The following is a 22,174-nucleotide window of genomic DNA, read 5'->3' as shown; positions in this document are numbered from 1 at the left end:
TACGAAACGGATTAAGGCAAAATTAAAAATGAGCCCGATACAATACCGGACTCACTTTTATCAAGCTGCCTAATGAAATAACCGTGTCTAACTTTTAGGGGTCACTTCATTTTTATTTTGTAGGAATGAAGAAAACAGATATAGCTGCGATAAGACCTGCAAAGGAGAATAAGTAAAAATTCCATGATAAGTCATATTGCATTGTCATAATAATACCGACGAGAATAGGGCCAGCAATTGCACCAACTCGGCCAAGCCCCAATCCCCAGCCTAAGGAGGTAGCTCGGATATGTGATGGGAAGTATTGTGTTACATATGCATTTAATATTTGAGTAATACCGACCGATCCAATACCAGCAAGGCCAATTAAAAGATAAATGATTGTAACAGATGGTTTGATTGTTAATAGTCCGATACATATGGCTGCCATAAGATAAGAGATGCTAATAACAATTTTTGCTCCTATACGATCAGCAATTGCTCCAGCGAATAATGCGCCGATAGCTGCGGTAATATTTAACATAAGTAGAAATGACAGACTAGACCCAAGAGGATATCCTGCCTGGCGCATCATCTGTGGTAACCAAGTGTTTAAACCATATATTAAAAACATTCCCATCATATAAGTGATCCAAAAAAGTAGCGTTGCTTTTATGTATTCTTTTGAGAATAAAGTAAAAAATCCATTTTTCTTTCGTATAGTAGATGGGTCTTGATGAGTTTTATCTTTTACATGAAATTCAATTTGAAAACGATTAAGAATTTGGTTCACTTCTTCTTGGCGATTACGTGATAATAAAAATTGAATGGACTCAGGTAAATAGCGAATAATGAAAGGAATGAGGAGTAGTGGAATCATTCCGATACCAAACATAATTCTCCATCCGAAATCTTCTAACATAAGCATGGACAAAATAGCACCTAACACGATACCTAAAGGATAGCCAGTAAACATAAGAGCATAAATAAAAGATTGCCTTTTTTTTGGTGAATATTCAACAGTAAGTGCTGAAGCTGTTGGGATAACACCGCCTAATCCGATTCCTCCTATAAATCGAGATAATCCAAATAACTCAGGAGAAGGAGCGATAGCCGCTAAACCCATTGTGATAGAAAAAAGTGCTAAACAGCATATAAGCGTCCATTTACGTCCAATTAGATCTGTAATCGTTCCAACTAGAATAGCCCCAATAAACATCCCAAATAAAGCATAGCTTGCAATTGTACCAGCGTGCGCTGGTGATAGCGCCCAGCTTTTGTCTTCTAGGAGCTTTGGTAGAACGGCACCGTAAATACCTAAATCATATCCATCAGCTAAAATGGCTAGCCAACAAATAAAAACAACAAGTTTTGTAATAGAGCTTGAAAAGATAGTTTCTGTAGATTCTAGATGAGGTGGAGCTGAAGGTTGCATAATATTCACCCCTTTTAATTTGTAGATGAATATATTATTTTATTTAATGTTAATATTTTCCTCCTCAGTGTCGAAATTTATCTGAAAAAGTTTTATTACAAATAAAGAAGTTCAACAGAATTACTGCTGAACTTCTTTATTTGTTTACTCATTATCAACTCGTTTTAACGGTTGATCTGCTGGACCTTCAATAACGTCCCCCTCAATAGAAAAACGAGAACCATGGCAAGGGCAATCCCAAGTACAATCACCATTATTCCATTCAACTTCACAGCCGAGATGTGTACAAGTTGTATCGACGATATGTAATTTTCCTTCTTTGTCCTTATAAGCACCTGCTCGTTTACCGTTAACATGTACGACAGATCCTTCACCAACTTCGAGATCTTCTGGCTTACGTAATGCGGTTTCGATCTTTCCTTCAATTAAATGTTTCGCAACATCAATGTTCTGGGAGAGGAACGTTTTTATATCTGGATTTGCATGGAAGCGTGATGGTGCATACAGTTCTTTATAGGGACTGTGGACTTTTAGGATGGAGTCCTTCAGTAGCTGAGCGGCAGCAGTTCCAGTTGTCATTCCCCATTTGCGATATCCAGTTGCAACAAATATATTTGGATTTCTTTCGTTAATATGTCCGATATAAGGAAGCTTATCTAGAGTGATTAAATCTTGTGCTGACCATCTATAAGGAACTTCGTCTATTCCAAAAGTTGCTTCAGCAAAAGAATAGAGTGCTTCATAATGAAGCATCGTATTTATTCCTTGTCCTGTTTTATGACTTTCTCCGCCAATTAAAATTAATTTCTCTCCATTGTTTGTTATATAGCGTAAGGAGCGCTTTGGATCATCAATACTTAAATACATGCCACCTGGATAATCCGTTTTGGCTTTTATTGCAAGAGCGTAGGAGCGTTCTGCGTACATTCGCGTAAAGAAAAAGCTATTCGCATCATAAAAAGGAAAATGTGAACAAGAGACAACATATTCACAAGTGATATGATGGCCCTCTTTTGTAATTATTTGTGGATAATCTCCCTTTTCCACATCCATAGCTGTTGTTTGTTCGTAGACCTTTCCACCCATCTCCACAAACTTTTCTAAAAGTGTTTTTAAATAAAGAAGGGGATGGAATTGTGCTTGATTTTTCATGACAAGTGCAGATTGTACTGGAATAGGAATCGATAGAGATTGAACATAATCACAAGGTATATTTAATTTTTGATAAGCTTCATATTCTTTCGATAAATTTCTTAATCCGTTATCAGTAGTTGTATATAAATATGAATCTTCATTTGAGAAATTACAGTCGATTTTATATGTTTGAACAGTTTCGTTTATGAATTGTAGAGCCTGATTATTTGATTCATAGTAAAGCCCGGCCTTTTCTACACCGAAGTGATTTATTAATTCATCATAAATAAGATCATGTTGTGCTGTTACTTTCGCTGTTGTATGCCCAGTCGTCCCGTTTAAAATACGACCAGAATCAATTAAAACAACATCGATGCCTTCTTTTGCAAGTAAATAGGCAGTAGTAATACCTGTAATACCAGCACCGATAATAGCAACTTTCGCCTTTATATTTTCGGATAAACGAGGGAAAGTAGGAAACTGAGTAGATTCAATCCAATAAGATAGCGGCAGTTGTGGAAATGTATCACTTGTCATTGCTGAAACCTCCTGATTTTAGAACAATTTTCCTTTTAATATTTCCATATTATATGAAATTCATGTGTGTTGTTTTAGAAGAAGTCTATTTTTATTAAAAGAGGTTATAAATTATTTTAATATAATTAATTAGGTGGGGCATTATGAAGAAGTAGGATTTATATAAAACTAAATTCAAGTGATTCTGTTTGTTGATTACATAGAGATTTATTGAATGAGATAGGGTCTATGGCGTTTAAGAAAATGTCTATAGATAGTGGGTAAATCCTTATGGAATCTATACATTTTCTTTAGTGAAATAAAGTATGATTATAAAAATATAACCAACTTTTATTACTAGGTCATAAAAGTTGTTGACAATATAGAAATTCTATTGTTATGATTCATCATGTGGAAAGGTTGATAGAGAGTAAAAAGAGAAATGTTTTTCATTGATAATAAAAGCGAAAAATAAGTGACGATAGAGTGAGTATATTTTCCTTATAATACATGCTTTTTGGATCATTTAGTAAAATCAATCTGGAAGCAAGAATTGATATATGTAAGTTGCGCAAGGCGCGGCATAAGAAAGGGGCAAAAGGATGAAGGAGCTTCATACATTTGGGTGGTATGCAGCACGTGTATCACCACATTTGCCGAAAAAAGCATTTAAACCAGTGCCTACTCGTTTATTTGGTGGATTGGCTTATTTGCTTGTGGCATTGTCGGGATTAATATCGATTGGTGTATTTGAATTGAATGTGTGGGCGAATCTAGGAATTGCGATTGTTCTTGGATTATGTTTTGCTTCACTAGGATTTTTAGGGCATGAAATTTTACATGGAACTGTTGTAAGAAAGGCATGGCTTCGTGACTTCTTAGGAGCGATTGCATTTATGCCATTATCAACAGGGCCAAAGCTTTGGAGAAAGTGGCATAATGCAACGCATCATGTTCATACACAGCATGAAGAGAATGATCCGGATGCATGGCCGACACTTGAGAAACTTAAGAAGAGTAAGTTTTTGAGTTGGGTATATCGTATGCCTCTACATGTACGTTCATTCTTTAGTTTTCTGTCACTAACAATTCAATTTACATTGCATTCGACTCGAATGTTCTTTCATTTTATAAAAGAGTTCAAGTCATCCAATCAAAAATCTGTATGGCTTCAACTTCTTTTGCCTTGGACAGTTTGGATTAGTTTATTGTTTATTATGGGACCTGGAAAATGGTTATTTGCATATGTCATTCCGTTGTTAATTGCTAACTTTATTGTAATGGCATATATCGCAACAAATCACCGCTTAAATCCAATTGTTCCAGTAAATGATCCGTTAGCAAACTGCTTATCAGTAACAGTGCCGCGCTGGGTAGACGTTTTGCATTTCAATTTCTCATATCATACAGAACATCATCTGTTCCCTGCTATGAGCTCTAAATACTATCCGTTAGTAAAAGAGAAGATTAAAGAAATGTGGCCGGAACGTTATCACGAAATGCCGATGACAAAAGCATTGGCAGCACTTTGGAATACACCACGTGTGTATTATCACGGAAGTGAATTAGTTGATCCGCATAGAGAGCATTTCTACGGTTCTTTAGGAAATGGCTTAGACCCTCATAATATTTCATATCGTGAGGAACATATAGAAGAAAAAGAGAGTATTAAAAAAATAAATCAGTAAAAATTAATATATTTTTGCAGTGAAAAAGCAAGCCATCTCAGGCTTGCTTTTTCTTATAAAGAAACTTCCTTTTTGTTCTTTTTATTGACTTGGAAGGAGTTAGTTTCTTTTCGTTGTAATCGTTTTTCTAAAAGATTAACAAAATAAGTAAATAGAAGAACAAGTACGAGATAGTATGCACCAACGATTATGTAAGTATCTAATTGTTGGAAGTTACCTGCTGCAATTGATAAACCCGATCCCCATAATTCGGACATTCCTACATAAGCAACAAGTGAAGAATCTTTTAATCCGATAATAAATTGGTTTCCTAGAGGAGGAAGAGACAGACGAAATGCTTGTGGTAATATAATTCGTCGCATAGCTAAAGGATAAGGCATGCCTAAAGAGCGAGCTGCTTCTAATTGTCCTCGGTCAACAGATTGAATAGATCCACGGAAAATTTCCGTAATATATGCACCGTTATGAATTGCTAAAGCGATTGCTCCTGCCCAAAAAGGGGTGAAAACAACAACAGATGTAATTCCAAAATAGAGAATGGCAATTTGAACAATTAAAGGTGTACCACGAATAATAGCAATGTAGACATGAGCGATACTATTTAAAACTTTATTGTTAGAGATTCGAAAGAAAGCGAATAATAATCCAATTAATGAACCGAGTACTAGGGAAGTTAATGTTAATTGTAATGTGACAATAGTAGCTTTTAAGAGTGTGGGATAGGAAGAGATAAAAATTTCAAACATGCGTTTCACCTCATATTGTATAGATTTTAGTAGAGAATGAAATGCCCCACATAAAATGAACACTTAATCAGTGGGGCACTGTTTATGAATCTTTTGAATGGCTAACTTACTTACTTCGTTTTTTCCTCTTCACCAAGAATATTACGTCCGAACCATTTTTTACTGATCTTATCATACGTACCATCTTTAATGATTTCATCTAACGCTTTATTTACTTTCTCAACCATTTCTTTATTATCTTTGCGAATAGCAATTCCCATTTCATCAAGATTTAATGGTTTTCCGGCTTCTTTTATATTCGATTTTCCTTCTTTTATCATACGTAGACCAACCATTTGATCCGTAATTACTGCGTCAACACGCCCAGGCTCTAAATCCATAAGAGCAGTAATATCACTGTCATATTCTGTGATTTGATCTGTATATTTTGCAACAAGATTTTTAAAGGTACTAGCTTTTACAACACCAATTTTCTTACCTTTTAAATCTTCTGGAGAAGAGATAGCGGTATTCTTTTTAGCTACAAAAATTTGGGCGCCAGAGCGATAGTACGGATTTGAGAAACTAACAGCTTTTAAGCGCTCCTCTGTAATTGCCATACTACCCAGTATTACATCATATTTCTTCGCTTGAAGACCTTGAATTAGCGTTTCCCATGGGTTTGTAACTGGCGTAGCCTTCATGTTCATCTTTTTAGCAAGAGCTTCACCGATTTCTACATCAAAACCGACAAGTTTGCCGTCATTTTCTTTATAGTTAAAAGGTTTGTATAATCCACTCATCGCATAGCGAAATTCTTTTTCACCATTTGATGAAGTAGTAGAACTTTCTTTGCTACAAGCTCCTAGTATGAAGGATGTACATAGTGTAATGCTCGCAACAATGGTTAATAGTTTTCTTTTCATAAAACCCCTCCTATATATTGATCATACGGATGGTTTTTTAGTATGTTATTGAAATATTTTATTTGGATGATTAGTTGTGCACCGTATGAATGTATTCCTTTTCGTTTGAAACAGAAGTTACATTATAAAACGTTGCGTAAAAATTGTTTCGCTCGTTCATGTGATGGAGCTGAAAAGAATTGTGCTGGCGGAGCATCTTCTACAATCTTTCCATCGTCCATAAAGATGACGCGATCAGCTACATCTTTTGCGAAATTCATTTCATGAGTAACAATAACCATTGTCATCCCTTCTTCAGCAAGTTCTTTCATAACTTGCAATACTTCTCCAACAAGTTCAGGGTCTAAAGCTGAGGTAGGCTCATCAAATAGCATAATCTTAGGGCTCATTGCAAGAGCTCGTGCAATGGCAATGCGCTGTTTTTGACCACCTGAAAGAAGATGAGGAGTTACATCCGCTTTATCTTGAAGGCCGACTTTTTGGAGAAGTTGATTTCCAATATCCTTTGCATTTGCTTTCTCTAATTTTTTTACGTGAATAGGTGCTTCTATGATGTTTTCTAGTGAGGTCATATGAGGAAAGAGGTTAAAGTGCTGAAAAACCATACCGACATTTTCACGGACTTTATTTAAATTTGAATGCTTTGGATCAATTCGCTCACTTTGTAAGTGGATTTCACCTTCATCGTACATTTCTAAAAAGTTAAGACAGCGAAGTAATGTACTTTTACCAGAACCACTGGCACCAATTAAAACAACAACTTCTTTTTCTTTTACTTCTAAATCAATTCCTTTTAACACATCAAGTGAACCGAATGATTTTACTAGATTTCGAACTTGAATCATACAAAACCCCCAGTTAAAAATATATTTTACAAATGTTGCCCCTTATTTCTGTTATTAGTCATAAATTGTCAGAATCCTTTATTTTTTTCGTGCAATTTGATATTCAAAGAAATAATATTTTTAAAATCTCTATATCCTTCTATAATGAAAATATGGATAATAATATATAGGTAGTATTTATATTGCTTATAAAAAGGGGGAAAGGAAAGATGGAAAAAGAAAGAAAAACATTTTCTTTTGGATTACGTACACAACTTATGCTATTCACTACAGTTTTAGCTTTTATTACATATTCAACAAGTATATTTTTTATTTACGTGATATACGATTATTTTCAAAGTTATGTAAGTCAAACTGTATATAATATTATCGTTATGTTATTAGGGGTAGTATGGTCTGGAATTTTAGCATATGGAGCAGCCGTATTTTTAATTAAACCACTTCGCAAGTTAGAGGAAGCGGCAAGAAAAGCAGCTGAGGGTGATATTCGTGAAGATGTTCCATTACCGAAGACAGATGATGAAATTAAATCTTTAAGTGTTGCATTTAATATGATGTTAGGAAACTTAAGGGGCATGGTAAAAAATATTGATACAACATTTTCGTATACAAATAATCAAGTACAGCAGATTAGAAAACAAACAGGCGAAGCAACGAGACAAGCGCAAGGTGTATCTGAGACACTTGCAGAGATTTCTTCAGGCGCTGAGCAATCAGCGGCATCAATTCAAGCAATTGTTTCTGCTGTTGATACAACGACGTCTATTGCAAGTGAAGTAGAAGAAAAAGCGAAGCAGTCTGATACGTTGTCTTCAGAAATGGTTCAAGCTTTAGGGCATAGTACTCGTGTCTTTACGTCTTTAATTCAAGGTATTCAAACATTGGCAAAAGAAAATGAAAATTCAATGCAAAATGTACAGAAGTTAGAAGAACGAATGAAACAAGTAGAACATATTGTGTCTGTTGTGAGTGCGATTGCTAGCCAAACGAATTTATTAGCACTAAATGCTTCTATTGAGGCAGCTCGCGCAGGAGAGCATGGAAGAGGTTTTGCGGTTGTTGCGGAAGAAGTACGTAAACTTGCTGATGAAAGTGATCATTCTGCAAGAAACATATCGCAGTTATTACGGAATATGCAAGATGAAGTACAACAAGTTGCAATGAAAATGACAGAACAAGTGAAAATAGCTAAAGAAGAGGCGAAAAGTGGGGAAGCTACGGAATTAATTTTAAAAGAAATGTCATCAAGTGTTATGGAAGTAGCCGATGCAACTCAGCAAATCAGTAGTTATATGAATGAACAAGTGAGCCACATTCATCAAACAGGAGCACAAACAAAAGCTGTAGCAGCAATTGCTGAAGAAACGTCAGCCAGTTCGCAAGAAGTGGCGCGTGTGACGCTACAACAGTCTAAAAATATGGTAGTAATCGATCAATTATTAAAGGATTTAGAGAAGCAAGCAACTGATTTGAAACAAACAATTGAACGATTTTCAATGTAAAAGGAAGAACAGAATGCTGTTCTTCTCTTTTTTATTTAGCTTAATTTAATATTTATAGTTAAACTATGAACGTTTCCGCAACATTCTTTTCTGTCCCTTTCGGATGAAAATTATAGCGAGCTATAATATTAAAAGGGGTGTCTTTTATGAAAAAAGAAAAAAGACAACGGTTAATTAAACAATTTGTAAAGGAGTATGAAATAGATAAGCAAGAAAGATTGGTAGAATTGTTAGCAAAAAAAGATGTATTAGTAACACAAGCTACGGTTTCTCGCGATATTCGTGAGTTAAACTTAACGAAGGTACCTTCTCAAGAAGGATTAATGATATATAAAGTTTTCTCAGAAGAGCATTTACAAACTGATATAAAGTTAAAGAAAAAATTACGAGAAGTTGTTGTGAAAATTGATTGTGTAGATCAATTAATGGTTATTAAAACATTACCTGGTAATGCACATGTTATTGGTGTTTTATTTGATGAGTTAGATTGGAAAGAAAAAATAGGATGTATATGTGGAAATGATACATGCCTTATAATTTCACAGTCGAAATCAGATAGGGAGATTATAGAAGAAAGATTAAATTTAATTATTTAGATACAAAAATCCTGTTTTTAATAAAATTAAAAACAGGATTTTTGTTTAAATACGGAAGTTAAATATTCAAAGTATATGCGTAATATATGTATTTTTTACTGAGAAAGCGAGATAGTTTGGTATAAAAATACATATTCGTATGATTTTAAAAAAATAACTTGTTTAATATTTCACAATGATAATGTGGATGCTTTCACAAAGATGAAAGTGCAGAGCATTTATTATGTACTTGTAAGACATCAAACATATTTAAAAGGAGGTACAACAAATGAAACATCCGATACATGTTACTTCAGAAATTGGAGAATTACAAACGGTTTTATTAAAACGACCGGGTAAAGAAGTGGAAAACTTGACGCCAGATTATTTGCAGCAATTATTATTTGACGATATTCCATACTTGCCAATTATTCAAAAAGAGCATGATTATTTTGCACAAACGTTACGCAATCGGGGTGTTGAAGTTCTTTATTTAGAAAAACTAGCTGCTGAGGCGTTAGTAGATAAAAAACTTCGAGAAGAATTTGTTGATCGTATTTTAAAAGAAGGACAGGCCGACGTAAATGTTGCACATCAAACTTTAAAAGAATATTTACTTTCCTTTTCAAATGAAGAATTAATTCAAAAAATTATGGGCGGTGTACGGAAAAGTGAAATTGAAACAAGTAAGAAGACACATTTATATGAATTAATGGAAGATCATTATCCGTTTTACTTAGATCCAATGCCTAATTTATATTTTACTCGTGATCCAGCAGCTAGCGTGGGCGATGGCTTAACGATAAATAAGATGAGAGAACCAGCGCGTAGACGTGAATCATTATTCATGGAGTATATCATCAAATATCATCCAAGATTTGCAAAACATAATGTACCAATCTGGTTAGATCGTGATTATAAATTTCCAATTGAAGGTGGCGACGAGCTAATTTTAAATGAAGAAACAATTGCGATTGGAGTATCTGCTCGTACTTCAGCTAAAGCAATTGAACGTTTAGCTAAAAATCTCTTTAGCCGACAAAATAAAATTAAGAAAGTGTTAGCGATAGAAATTCCAAAATGCCGAGCATTTATGCATTTAGATACAGTATTTACAATGGTTGATTATGACAAGTTTACAATTCATCCAGCCATTCAAGGGCCAAAAGGGAATATGAATATTTATATTTTAGAAAAAGGATCAGATGAGGAAACTCTTAAAATTACACATCGTACTTCTTTAATGGAAGCATTAAAAGAGGTATTAGACTTAAGTGAATTAGTTCTTATTCCATGTGGAGGAGGAGATGTAATTGCTTCTGCTCGTGAACAATGGAATGATGGCTCGAACACATTAGCAATTGCGCCAGGTGTAGTTGTTACATATGATCGCAACTATGTATCTAATACGTTATTACGTGAACACGGTATAGAAGTGATTGAAGTGCTAAGTTCGGAATTATCTCGTGGTCGTGGGGGTCCACGTTGCATGAGTATGCCAATTGTTCGTAAAGATATTTAGTATAAATAACGGAGAAAGTAGGGATGAATTATGTTAATGACTAGACCGAATTTAAAAGGAAGAAGCTTTCTAGCAGAAAAAGATTTTACACAAGAAGAATTGTTATATTTTCTAGATTTGGCAGCAGAATTAAAAGAGAAAAAGAAAAATGGTATTCCGCATCATTATTTAGAAGGTAAAAATGTAGCGCTCTTATTTGAAAAAACTTCTACTCGTACGCGTTGTGCATTTACAGTAGCATGTACAGATTTAGGGGCAAATCCTGAATATTTAGGGAAAGGTGATATTCAACTTGGGAAAAAAGAATCTGTAGAGGATACAGCAAAAGTGTTAGGGCGTATGTTTGACGGAATTGAGTTTCGTGGATTTAATCATGAAACTGTAGAATCTTTAGCACAAAATTCTGGTGTGCCGGTTTGGAATGGATTAACAGATATGTGGCATCCAACACAAACACTAGCAGATTTATTAACAATTAGAGAACATATAGGGAAATTGAAAAATGTGAAGCTCGTTTACGTTGGCGATGGACGAAATAATGTTGCTAATAGCTTACTAGTTGGTGGAGCAATCGTTGGAATGGATGTATGTATTTGTACACCGGAATCTTTATGGCCTGCACAAGAAGTAATTGATTTAGCAAAAAAATATAATGAACAGGTAATGATAACAAGTAATGTGGAAGAAGCTGTTGCGAATGCAGATGTAATTTATACAGATGTATGGGTGTCTATGGGGGAAGAAGAAAAATTTGCTGAACGTGTCGAGTTATTGAAACCTTATCAAGTAAATATGAAAATGATTAAAGCAACAGGGAATGAAAACGTGATTTTCTTACATTGTTTACCTGCATTTCATGATGTTGAAACGATGTATGGCGAAGAAGTTTACGAGAAATATGGGTTGAAAGAAATGGAGGTAACTGACGAAGTATTCCGCAGTAAACATTCAAAAGTATTTGATCAAGCTGAAAATAGAATGCATACAATTAAAGCGGTTATGGCAGCTACTTTAGGAAACATGGAGTAAAGAAGAAAGGGAGTCTTCCTTTCTTCTTTCTCCTCCTTTAGACACTATCATTCACTATTGCTTTTGTATTGTTATTGCAATTTAAGAGAGGTGAGTGGAATGGGTGAAGATAAGAAATTAGGGTTGTTTACACTAACGGCTCTTGTAGTTGGGTCCATGATTGGCGGTGGAGCATTTAATTTAGCGAGTGATATGGCAAAAGGTGCTGGTGCTGGAGCCATTATTATTGGCTGGGTTATAACAGGAATTGGGATGATTGCACTTGGATTATCTTTTCAAAATCTAACTGTAAAACGGCCAGATTTAGATGGTGGTATTTTTAGCTATGCAAAAGCAGGATTTGGTAATTTCATGGGATTTAATAGTGCGTGGGGATACTGGCTATCTGCTTGGCTTGGGAATGTAGCTTACGGTACATTATTGTTTTCTTCATTAGGATATTTCTTCCCAATCTTTGAAGGCGGGCAAAATGTAGCGTCCATTATTGGTGCAAGCGTATTATTATGGTGTGTTCACATGTTAATTTTACGTGGAGTTCAATCAGCAGCACTTGTGAATTTAGTAACTACAATCGCAAAATTAGTACCTGTATTTGTATTTATTGTCATAGGAATCTTCGCGTTTCATATTGATACGTTCTTAGATGGATTTTGGGGGCAAACTGGTTCTTTTTCATGGGGAGCAGTTGGCAGCCAAGTTAAAAGTACAATGCTTGTAACTTTATGGGTATTTATTGGGGTAGAAGGGGCTGTTGTTTTATCCAGTCGAGCAAAAAATAGAAGTGATGTAGGGAAAGCAACCGTTATTGGCTTAATTGGTACACTCATCATTTATATTTTAATCACATTATTGTCTCTTGGACTTATGCAGCAAGCAGATATTGCGGGTTTGAAAAATCCGGCTATGGCTTATTTATTTGAAAGTGTTGTTGGAAAATGGGGTGCTATCTTTATTAATTTAGGTTTGGTCATCTCTGTATTAGGTGCTTGGTTAGGTTGGACTTTGCTCGCTTCTGAAATTCCATATTTAGCGGCTAAAGATGGAGTATTTCCAAAATGGTTCGCAAAAGAAAATCAAAATAAGGCTCCAGTAAATTCATTGTGGATAACAAATGGTTTAATACAAATGTTCTTGTTAACATTCGTTGTTTCTGATCAGGCGTATAACTTTGCATTCTCTTTAGCATCTTCAGCTATTTTAATTCCATATGCTTTTTCAGCATTTTATCAACTGAAGCATAGCTTAAAGGCTGAAGAAGTAGATCGAAATAAAAATATAATAATTGGTTTGATAGCCAGTATTTATGGCGTGTGGTTAGTTTATGCAGCTGGTTTAGAGTATTTATTATTAACAATGACTTTATATGCGCCAGGTATTTTTATTTTTTACAATGTTCAAAAGCAAAAGAGTTCGAAGCAAATATTTACTCGAGTGGAATTAGCATCATCCGTAGCAATTGGTGCTTTAGCATTCTTTGCGATTTATGGATTAATTACAGGCAGTATTACTTTATAAAGCGCTGTGAAAGCGAAATCAACTGGAGGGCTGGAATATGGCACGAAGAAAAATTGTGGTTGCACTAGGGGGAAATGCGATACAGTCTGGAGAAGCTACTGCGGGAGCGCAGCAAGAAGCGTTGGAAAAAACGGCAGAACAACTTGTGAAAATAATGGAAAATGATGTGGATATAGTAATTGCGCATGGAAATGGCCCACAAGTGGGGAATATTTTATTACAGCAAAAAGCTGCAGAAACGGAAAAGACACCTGCAATGCCATTAGATACTTGTGGGGCAATGAGTCAAGGGATGATTGGATATTGGATGGAAAATGCGATTGAAAAGGCATTGAAAAAACGGAATATAAAAAAAGACGTAGCAACGGTTATAACACGTGTTGTTGTGGATAAAAAAGATGAGGCATTTAAAAATCCAACTAAACCAATTGGTCCTTTTTATACAGAAGAAGAGGCCAGAAGATTAATGGATGAAACAAAAGCAGTGTTTAAAGAAGATGCTGGTAGAGGATGGAGACGTGTTGTTCCATCACCGAAGCCTGTAAGTATTCATGAACATAAAGTTATTAATTCTTTGGTCGAAGATGGAAACATAGTGATAGCTGTGGGCGGGGGTGGAATTCCAGTAATTGATTCCGAAGAAGGGTTAGAAGGAACTGAAGCGGTTATCGATAAAGATTTCGCTGCGCAGAAATTAGCAGAATTAGTAGATGCCGATACGCTCGTTATTTTAACTGCAGTTGATCATGTGTATGTAAATTATAATCAACCGAATCAAAAAAAATTAGAGCATGTCACAGTGAATCAATTAGAAGAATATATTGAAGAACAACAATTCGCTGCGGGAAGCATGCTTCCAAAAATTGAAGCTGCTATTAATTTTGTTAATACAAATCCAAAAAGAAAAACAATTATTACGTCTTTAGAAAAAGTATATGAAGCACTAGAAGAAAAAGCTGGTACTATTATTTCAAAACAGAATGTATGCATGTATGTTTAAATTCTTATGTACGCTACTTAGTAGTAAAAAAAGAATGGAGTTAGTAACTTCATTCTTTTTATTTATTAATATTTTTTGTACTCATTGTTCATAAAGTTTTCATGATGAAATCTGAATATGTAAGTTAATTATGATAAAATTCAAATTGAATACGCTTTCTTGATTTTTTCGCTCCAACATACAGCAAGAGAGAGGGAATTTTATGAATAGACGGAACGTAGTGAAAGACTTAAAGCAGTTCGAATTATTTGCTCATTTAACAGAAAAAAAATTGAAAGGCTTAACAGAGTTTGTTTATTGGCGAACTTATAAAAAAGGTCAATTTTTATTTTTAGAAGGGGATTCAAGAGAAAGAATTTACTTCATGTTAGATGGTTTTGTAAAGTTAGAGCGGGTTAATCAAAATGGGAACTTATTATACGATGACTATGTAAAGCGATATTCTATTTTTCCTTATGGTGGTATGTTTACAGACAGAGGATATAACTATACAGCAGAAGCAATGACGGATGTGGAGGTATATTATATTCCAACGGTAATCTTTGAAGATATGGTAAAGTCCAGCAGAACGCAATTGATGTACGTTGTTCAGCAATTATCATCTATATTAAAATTGAACGAAAATCGAGTGCAAAATATTACAATTCCTAATGCACAAGATCGTGTTATCCAAACGTTAAATTATTTAATGCAGGATTTAGGAGAACAGAGTGGAGAAAAGATTGTAATTTCATGTCCACTTACAACAATTGAAATATCCAAAATATCTGGAACATCTCGAGAGACAGTTAGCAGCGTATTAAAACAATTAAAAAATGATAGCATTGTTACAATTTTAGATAAAAAAATTACAATACATGATCCAACATATTTTGAAGAAATCTCTATGTGAAAATTGTATATTGATTTTTTAATTCATAGTGTATATTAATAAGGTTATTTATATATTTATAAGGAACTTTTTTACGTTATCCTCTATAAAAAGATTGTATAGTATGGTAATAATAGCTAAAATCGATAATAAAATACAAAGTGAAGGGGAGAAAGAATGATTCGTATTGAGTATGATCGATTAGTAGCTATTTGTTACAGTATAGGGGTTTTGTTATTATTAAAAATTCCAAATGATAATGAATTAATTGGGGAAAAACTATTCAATGTCTATAAGGTTCCGATACATACGTATGTTTATATGGATTATAAAGTCTCAAATATATTGATTGTTTCTTTCATACTACATGTAATTGCATTTATATTATTTTTAAAATGGCTAGGAAAAAAGGAGTCTAGTACATTTAGAAAAACGAATAAGATAAAAGTAGTAGGCATTAGTATTTTGATTGTAATGATGCCGTTTATTTTAAATACAATCCTCCAGACATTGAATAAAACATGGTACTACGCAGGAAAAACAGGGGTAGAAGCAATAGAATATAAAAAAGAAGATAGCCAGTGTAGAATGGAGAAAAATGGAGAGAATATCCAACCGAAGTGCATTGTTACTTTAAAAAATTATCGTAATCATTCACAAGCATTAAAAGTTGTTTTATACGATAATGCAAACGAGAATTCAAAAAGCTATCCAGTACCGAAACCAGTCTATTTACAAAAACATGAGACAAAGCAATTCGAATTTCAAGTTCCTGTTTCTTATAATAGAGGTATTGAAAAAGATAAAGTACCAAATATTAAATTACATTCATTGCATGAAAATGATACGAAATACAATTAATCTGTAAGTAAAAGTTTATGAGTAGGAGCAAGAATTTGAAACGATATAGAAAATCAACTTGAATCATCCAACATACTGCGAGGTAACGGTATATTGGATGATTTTTTTATGTTATCCCCTTTTTTCACGTATGAAAAGGAGGAATACTTTGTTGGAAATGAAAAACATCACAAGGATCATACATGGTTTTTACTTTACGTAATCTGTGAAAGTTAGAGCCATAATAACTAGTTTGCCAATTTTTAATATCGATATCGGGCCAGTTCACATAGTCGCCTAGTGTATAAGGATCTAAGCTTTCTCGTAAACCTTTAACCCAGCGTATATTTCGATTTTCTTCATCATCGCATTTCCAAGAGGTAATGTATTCTTGAGCAATAATTGCTTTACGATGAAAATAAGCCGTTTCATTCGGCGAAATATTTTCAACAGCACCTATGAGCGATTGATGCCAAATACTAGCATCTTTATTTGGTGCATGAGAAAGAAAGTATTGCATGATTTGAATGCCTTTAAGGGGAATAGGTTTATAGACATAGGAACCAGAGCGCTTGAAATTTTCAGGGATGTTACCGCCATTAAAAAATTCAACAGCCTTTATATAAGGAACTTCTTCTATAAAGAGAGAGGGGCTACCAGTTTCAAGAAGAGGGGATAATAGGAAATGGAGTTCAGAGGGAGAACCGACAAACTCGCCTTGTGCTTTGATTTTATTTCGTTGCTTGGCGAATAATTCGATCGATGAAGTGAGACGTTCATCTATATAAGGTGCCCAGTTTTGCCACGCTTGAAATGCAGCAATAAAGTCGTCCCATTCCCATGTAATTGAGAAAATTGATACATTTTTTATCGGGTGGACTCGAAAAGTTAAGGAAGTGACAATTCCGAAGTTGCCACCACCGCCACCACGGCATGCCCAAAAAAGGTTAGAGTTCTCTTGTTCATTTGCACGAATGAGTTTTACACCAAATTTTCCACACGCTTGTACCATTTCCACTTCCATTAATTGATCACATGTTAATCCAAATAAGCGCGAAAGCATACCAATACCACCGCCAAGTGCTAATCCAACAATTCCAACGCTTGCACTTGTACCAGCAGGAATTGTAACACCGTAATTCCAAAGTTCTTTATAAACAGTGCCAAGATTTGCACCAGCCTCAATTGTTGCTGTTAATTTCTCTGTATTAACAGTAATGCGATGCATTTCACTCACATCAATAATAAGTCCTCTATTTAAAAGAGAAAAATTTTCATAGCTATGACGTCCGCTTCTTAACCGAAATGGTATATGACGTTCACGTGCCCATTTTAAGGCGTTACAGATATCCTTGTTATTTTGACAAAAAACAATAATACAAGGGAGTTTTGGAATACTTAAATTTAAATTCATTCGGGCTACGTCGTAGTCAGGATCTGTGGGAACAACGATACGACCTGTTAATTTTGTTTGCTTCAATTTATTACTCCTTTCTAAAATAATCAGAGCTTTTTATTAATATATGAAAAATGTCTGTAATACGCGTGGACAAGGAGAGGTGAAGAATGAGATTTACCTTTGTGAGAAATAAATAAAGCATAAGAATAAAGAATCTACATAGAGTTCAATGAAAACAGTTGCAAACTGTTCATATTTTGTTATGATAGTGTTACGAAAACGTTTGCATAAAATTCCGATGGGATGCAAAAGGAGAGAATGACTATGAATAAGACATGGTGGAAAGAAGCGGTTGCTTATCAAATTTATCCACGAAGCTTTATGGATTCAAATGGTGATGGTATTGGAGATTTACAAGGTATTATTGCAAAACTGGATTATTTAAAAGACTTAGGTATAGATGTAATTTGGATTTGTCCAATGTATAAATCGCCTAATGATGATAATGGTTATGATATTAGTGATTATCAAGATATTATGGATGAGTTTGGTACAATGGCAGACTTTGATGCTTTACTAGATGAAGTTCATAAGCGTGATATGAAGCTAATTATTGATTTAGTTATTAATCATACGAGTGATGAACATCCATGGTTTATTGAATCACGTTCATCTAAAGATAATCCGAAGCGTGATTGGTATATTTGGCATGATGGTAAAGATGGTGCGGAGCCAAACAACTGGGAAAGTATTTTTAATGGTTCGGCATGGGAATATGATGAAGAAACAGAACAATATTATTTACATCTATTCTCACGTAAACAACCAGATTTAAACTGGGAGAATAAAGAAGTTCGCGAAGTACTATATGATACGGTTAATTGGTGGCTTGATAAAGGTATTGATGGTTTCCGCGTTGATGCAATCAGTCATATTAAAAAAGAAGAAGGCTTTAAGGATATGCCAAATCCAAAAGAGTTAAAATATGTGCCATCTTTTGATAAACATATGAATGTGAAAGGTATTCAACCTTTATTAGAAGAGCTAAAAGAAAATACATTCTCTAAGTACGATATTATGACTGTTGGTGAAGCAAATGGCGTTAAGATTGAAGATGCTGAGCTTTGGGTTGGAGAAGAGCAAGGTAAGTTCAATATGGTATTCCAGTTTGAACATTTAAGTTTATGGGATGCAGAGAAGAAGAAAGACCTTGATGTTGTAGGATTGAAAAAAGTATTAACGAAATGGCAAAAAGGATTAGAAAATAAAGGATGGAACGCTTTATATATTGAGAATCACGATAAACCACGTATCGTTTCAACATGGGGAGATGACAAACAATATTGGCGTGAAAGTGCAACAGCTCTAGGGGCGATGTATTTCTTTATGCACGGTACACCGTTTATTTATCAAGGCCAAGAAATTGGTATGACAAATGTTCAGTTACCAAATATTGAAGATTACGATGATGTAGCAATTAAAAATTTATATCGCGAGAAAATTGCAGAGGGCGTACCACATCAAGATATGATGGAGATTATATGGGCTTCTTGCCGCGATAATTCACGTACACCTATGCAGTGGAATGATGAGATGAATGCTGGTTTCACAACAAGTACACCTTGGTTTAGCATGAATCCAAATTACAAAGAAATTAATGTTGAAAAGCAAAAAAATGAAGAAAAGTCTATTTTCAATTTCTATAAGAAAATGATTGCCCTGAAAAAAGAGCACGATGTACTGAACTATGGTACGTACGATTTACTTTTAGAAGACGATCCACAAATTTATGCATATACACGTACGTTACAGGATGAAAAAGTCATTGTAATTAGTAATATCTCAAAAGAGGAAGCTGTGTATAATGAGGGTTCATTTGCACTAGAACGCAAACGTTTGCTTTTAAATAACTATGAAGTTGCGGAACATGAAGAAGTAACAACAATTGCTTTAAAACCTTATGAAACAAGGGTTTATCGCATTTCATAATAAAAAAGGATGCTCTTTGAGCATCTTTTTTTATGAAAAAAAATAAATTTCTATTGCAAAGTGAAAACGCTTTTATTAAAATAGATTTATGAAAACGGTTGCGTAAAGATAAAAATAAAGTAATATAAGGAATCGTTTTCATAAAGGGAACAGAAATTATAATTTAAATCATTATGTTGTTATAAATAAAGGGGAGGAAGAACAGATGAAAATTACGTCTTTTGATTTTTGGCAAAAGTTCGGGAAAGCGTTATTAGTTGTTGTAGCTGTAATGCCAGCAGCCGGTTTAATGATTTCCATCGGTAAGTTAATTGGGATGTCTGCTGGGGATGTTAACGCAGTTCATACAATTGCTCGCGTAATGGAAGACATCGGTTGGGCAATCATTACAAATCTACACATTTTATTCGCAGTAGCAATTGGGGGATCTTGGGCGAAGGATCGTGCAGGCGGTGCATTTGCAGCACTATTAGCATTCGTCTTAACAAACCGAATTACAGGAGCTATATTTGGCGTAAACGCTCAAATGTTAGCGGATTCAAAAGCGACAGTTTCTTCAGTAATAGCAGGAGATTTACTTGTAAAAGATTATTTTACTTCTGTACTTGGTGCACCAGCATTAAACATGGGAGTTTTCGTGGGGATTATCACAGGTTTCTTAGGAGCTAATCTATATAACAAATATTATAACTATAATAAACTGCCACAGGCATTAGCATTCTTTAATGGAAAACGATTTGTGCCATTCGTTGTAATTCTTTGGTCTACCGTTACTGCGATTGTATTATCACTTCTATGGCCATTCATCCAAAGTGGGTTAAATGAATTTGGTCGCTGGATTGCAGCTTCAAAAGATAGCGCACCAGTTGTTGCACCGTTTGTATATGGAACGTTAGAGCGTTTATTATTACCATTTGGTTTACACCATATGTTAACGATTCCGATGAACTATACAGAGCTAGGTGGAACATATACGATGCTAACTGGTTCAAAAGTTGGACAAGTTGTAGCAGGACAAGATCCATTATGGCTTGCATGGATTACAGATTTAAATAATTTATTAGCAAATGGAGATACGAAGGCATATAACGATTTATTAAATAACGTTGTACCAGCTCGTTTCAAAGCTGGACAAGTTATCGGCTCAACAGCAGCGTTAATGGGGATTGCATTTGCGATGTTCCGTAACGTTGATAAAGAAAAGCGTGCAAAATATAAACCAATGTTTTTATCAGCAGCATTAGCAGTATTCTTAACAGGTGTAACAGAACCAATTGAATTCATGTTCATGTTTATTGCTCCAGTATTATATGTTGTATATGCTATTACAACAGGACTTGCATTCGCGCTAGCTGATTTAATTAACTTACGTGTTCATGCATTTGGATTTATTGAGTTAATTACTCGTACACCAATGATGGTTAATGCAGGTTTAACAAGAGACTTAATCAACTTTGTTATTGTTTCATTAGTGTTCTTCGGTCTTAACTTTACACTATTTAATTTCTTAATTAAAAAATTCAATTTACCAACACCAGGGCGTGCAGGTAACTATATTGATAATGAAGATGAGGCATCAGAAGGAATAGGAAATGTACAAGACGGTTCATTAGCAACAAAAGTTATCGATTTATTAGGTGGAAAAGAAAATATTGCTGACGTAGATGCTTGTATGACACGCTTACGTGTAACAGTAAAAGACTTAGATGTTGTTGCACCAGAAGCACAGTGGAAACAAAATGGTGCTTTAGGGCTTATTGTAAAAGATAAAGGTGTACAAGCGGTATATGGTCCGAAAGCTGACGTATTAAAGTCAGACATTCAAGATATGTTAGGTGCGTAATAATATGAAATTGCTAACTTTAAACTGTCATTCTTGGCAAGAAGAGAATCAAATAGAAAAGATACAATACCTTGCTAAAGTAATTCAAGAAGAAGAGTACGATGTCATCGCATTGCAAGAAGTAAGTCAGTCCATACAAGCTGAAAATGTATGCGGTAACAAGAAAGAAGATAATTTTGGACTTTTACTATTAGAAGAGTTAAAAGCGCTACATGTAAAAGATTACAATATTACTTGGGATTTCTCTCATATTGGTTATGACGTGTATGAAGAAGGATTAGCGATTATAACGAAGCATAATATTATAAAAGAAGATACGTTCTTTATTTCAGAAAACGAGGATACAACGTATTGGAAAACGCGTAAAATTGTAAGTACAACACTTGCTTATAATGGTAAGGATATAACGTTTTACTCTTGCCATCTCGGTTGGTGGAATGATGAAGAAGAGTCATTCAAAGGTCAAGTCGATCGTTTGATGGAGCGTGTAGATAGCAATAAGCTCGCCTTCTTAATGGGGGATTTTAATAACAATGCTCGATTGAAAGGCGAAGGTTATGAGTATATGATGCAAAAAGGGTTGTATGACACATATGAATTAGCAATAGAGAAGGATGAAGGAACGACTGTCCAAGGCGAGATTGCTGGTTGGGATGAAAATAAACATAGTTTGCGAATCGATCTAATATTGTGTAACCAAAGTAAAAAGGTTCATTCTTCAAAAGTTATTTTTAATGGTACAAACAGAAATGTAATTTCAGATCATTTCGGTGTAGAGGTTCAATTGGATATATAATAGAAGAAATCCTCACAGAGAATAAAAGCTGTGAGGATTTTTTTT

General features: G+C 34.6%; 17 protein-coding genes and 2 pseudogenes. 13 read left to right on the top strand and 6 right to left on the bottom strand.

Annotated elements, in window-relative coordinates:
* Positions 1-112 precede the first annotated feature (112 nt).
* Complete coding sequence (locus MR167_RS14485) at positions 113-1,414, bottom strand: MFS transporter (RefSeq protein WP_242314881.1); 1,302 nt, start codon at positions 1,412-1,414, stop codon at positions 113-115.
* A 144-nt stretch (positions 1,415-1,558) separates the two neighbouring features.
* Entirely contained in the window at positions 1,559-3,085 is a 1,527-nt protein-coding gene (locus MR167_RS14480) for an FAD-dependent oxidoreductase (protein WP_242314880.1), read from the bottom strand.
* Between the two features lie 581 nt (positions 3,086-3,666).
* Between MR167_RS14480 and desB the strand changes: the two genes are divergently transcribed.
* Positions 3,667-4,752 (top strand): Delta(10) desaturase DesB, encoded by a 1,086-nt coding sequence (desB, locus tag MR167_RS14475; protein ID WP_000661228.1) that lies wholly within the window; start codon positions 3,667-3,669, stop codon positions 4,750-4,752.
* A gap of 53 nt (positions 4,753-4,805) precedes the next feature.
* Here desB and MR167_RS14470 read toward each other — a convergent pair whose 3' ends face one another.
* The 3 genes from MR167_RS14470 to MR167_RS14460 all read right to left on the bottom strand — a co-directional run bounded on the left by MR167_RS14470 (position 4,806) and on the right by MR167_RS14460 (position 7,248).
* A complete protein-coding gene (locus tag MR167_RS14470) occupies positions 4,806-5,561 on the bottom strand; it encodes an amino acid ABC transporter permease (RefSeq protein WP_003255986.1) in 756 nt (251 codons plus the stop codon).
* Positions 5,562-5,608: 47 nt separating this feature from the next.
* Positions 5,609-6,403 carry an ABC transporter substrate-binding protein gene (locus MR167_RS14465; RefSeq protein WP_000823756.1) on the bottom strand — a complete coding sequence of 265 codons (795 nt, stop codon included), beginning with the start codon at positions 6,401-6,403 and terminating at the stop codon, positions 5,609-5,611.
* A 122-nt stretch (positions 6,404-6,525) separates the two neighbouring features.
* On the bottom strand, positions 6,526-7,248 hold the full coding sequence (locus tag MR167_RS14460) for an amino acid ABC transporter ATP-binding protein (protein WP_016078581.1): 723 nt from the start codon (positions 7,246-7,248) through the stop codon (positions 6,526-6,528).
* 209 nt (positions 7,249-7,457) lie between these two features.
* Between MR167_RS14460 and MR167_RS33695 the strand changes: the two are divergent.
* From MR167_RS33695 to MR167_RS14420, 9 genes and pseudogenes are all read left to right on the top strand, one after another.
* Positions 7,458-7,808, top strand: a pseudogene (locus tag MR167_RS33695) (HAMP domain-containing protein); the annotation flags it as partial.
* Between the two features lie 369 nt (positions 7,809-8,177).
* Positions 8,178-8,750, top strand: a pseudogene (locus MR167_RS33690) (methyl-accepting chemotaxis protein); the annotation flags it as partial.
* 146 nt (positions 8,751-8,896) lie between these two features.
* Positions 8,897-9,346 carry an arginine repressor gene (gene argR / locus MR167_RS14450; protein ID WP_000711826.1) on the top strand — a complete coding sequence of 150 codons (450 nt, stop codon included), beginning with the start codon at positions 8,897-8,899 and terminating at the stop codon, positions 9,344-9,346.
* A gap of 268 nt (positions 9,347-9,614) precedes the next feature.
* A complete protein-coding gene (gene arcA, locus MR167_RS14445; protein WP_000682343.1) occupies positions 9,615-10,847 on the top strand; it encodes an arginine deiminase in 1,233 nt (410 codons plus the stop codon).
* A 30-nt stretch (positions 10,848-10,877) separates the two neighbouring features.
* A complete protein-coding gene (gene argF, locus MR167_RS14440; protein WP_000930288.1) occupies positions 10,878-11,876 on the top strand; it encodes an ornithine carbamoyltransferase in 999 nt (332 codons plus the stop codon).
* A gap of 99 nt (positions 11,877-11,975) precedes the next feature.
* Positions 11,976-13,391 carry an arginine-ornithine antiporter gene (arcD, locus tag MR167_RS14435; protein WP_074790370.1) on the top strand — a complete coding sequence of 472 codons (1,416 nt, stop codon included), beginning with the start codon at positions 11,976-11,978 and terminating at the stop codon, positions 13,389-13,391.
* A 37-nt stretch (positions 13,392-13,428) separates the two neighbouring features.
* Entirely contained in the window at positions 13,429-14,391 is a 963-nt protein-coding gene (gene arcC, locus MR167_RS14430; RefSeq protein WP_000113946.1) for a carbamate kinase, read from the top strand.
* Positions 14,392-14,593: 202 nt separating this feature from the next.
* Entirely contained in the window at positions 14,594-15,283 is a 690-nt protein-coding gene (locus MR167_RS14425; RefSeq protein WP_001081905.1) for a Crp/Fnr family transcriptional regulator, read from the top strand.
* Between the two features lie 156 nt (positions 15,284-15,439).
* On the top strand, positions 15,440-16,123 hold the full coding sequence (locus tag MR167_RS14420; protein WP_000619194.1) for a hypothetical protein: 684 nt from the start codon (positions 15,440-15,442) through the stop codon (positions 16,121-16,123).
* Positions 16,124-16,247: 124 nt separating this feature from the next.
* Here MR167_RS14420 and MR167_RS14415 read toward each other — a convergent pair whose 3' ends face one another.
* Entirely contained in the window at positions 16,248-17,582 is a 1,335-nt protein-coding gene (locus MR167_RS14415) for an FAD-binding oxidoreductase (protein ID WP_127725568.1), read from the bottom strand.
* A 243-nt stretch (positions 17,583-17,825) separates the two neighbouring features.
* Between MR167_RS14415 and MR167_RS14410 the strand changes: the two genes are divergently transcribed.
* From MR167_RS14410 to MR167_RS14400, 3 genes are all read left to right on the top strand, one after another.
* Entirely contained in the window at positions 17,826-19,490 is a 1,665-nt protein-coding gene (locus MR167_RS14410; RefSeq protein ID WP_001044700.1) for a glycoside hydrolase family 13 protein, read from the top strand.
* Between the two features lie 205 nt (positions 19,491-19,695).
* Positions 19,696-21,333 carry a PTS transporter subunit IIBC gene (locus MR167_RS14405; protein WP_242314878.1) on the top strand — a complete coding sequence of 546 codons (1,638 nt, stop codon included), beginning with the start codon at positions 19,696-19,698 and terminating at the stop codon, positions 21,331-21,333.
* A 4-nt stretch (positions 21,334-21,337) separates the two neighbouring features.
* A complete protein-coding gene (locus tag MR167_RS14400) occupies positions 21,338-22,129 on the top strand; it encodes an endonuclease/exonuclease/phosphatase family protein (protein WP_000771990.1) in 792 nt (263 codons plus the stop codon).
* The last annotated feature ends 45 nt before the right edge of the window (positions 22,130-22,174 follow it).

Origin of the sequence: Bacillus cereus group sp. BfR-BA-01355, assembly GCF_022663675.1 — a bacterium.
GTDB lineage: Bacteria > Bacillota > Bacilli > Bacillales > Bacillaceae_G > Bacillus_A > Bacillus_A thuringiensis_S.
The sequence above is the reverse complement of the archived record's forward strand: the minus strand, read 5'-3'. Positions and strand labels throughout refer to the sequence as shown.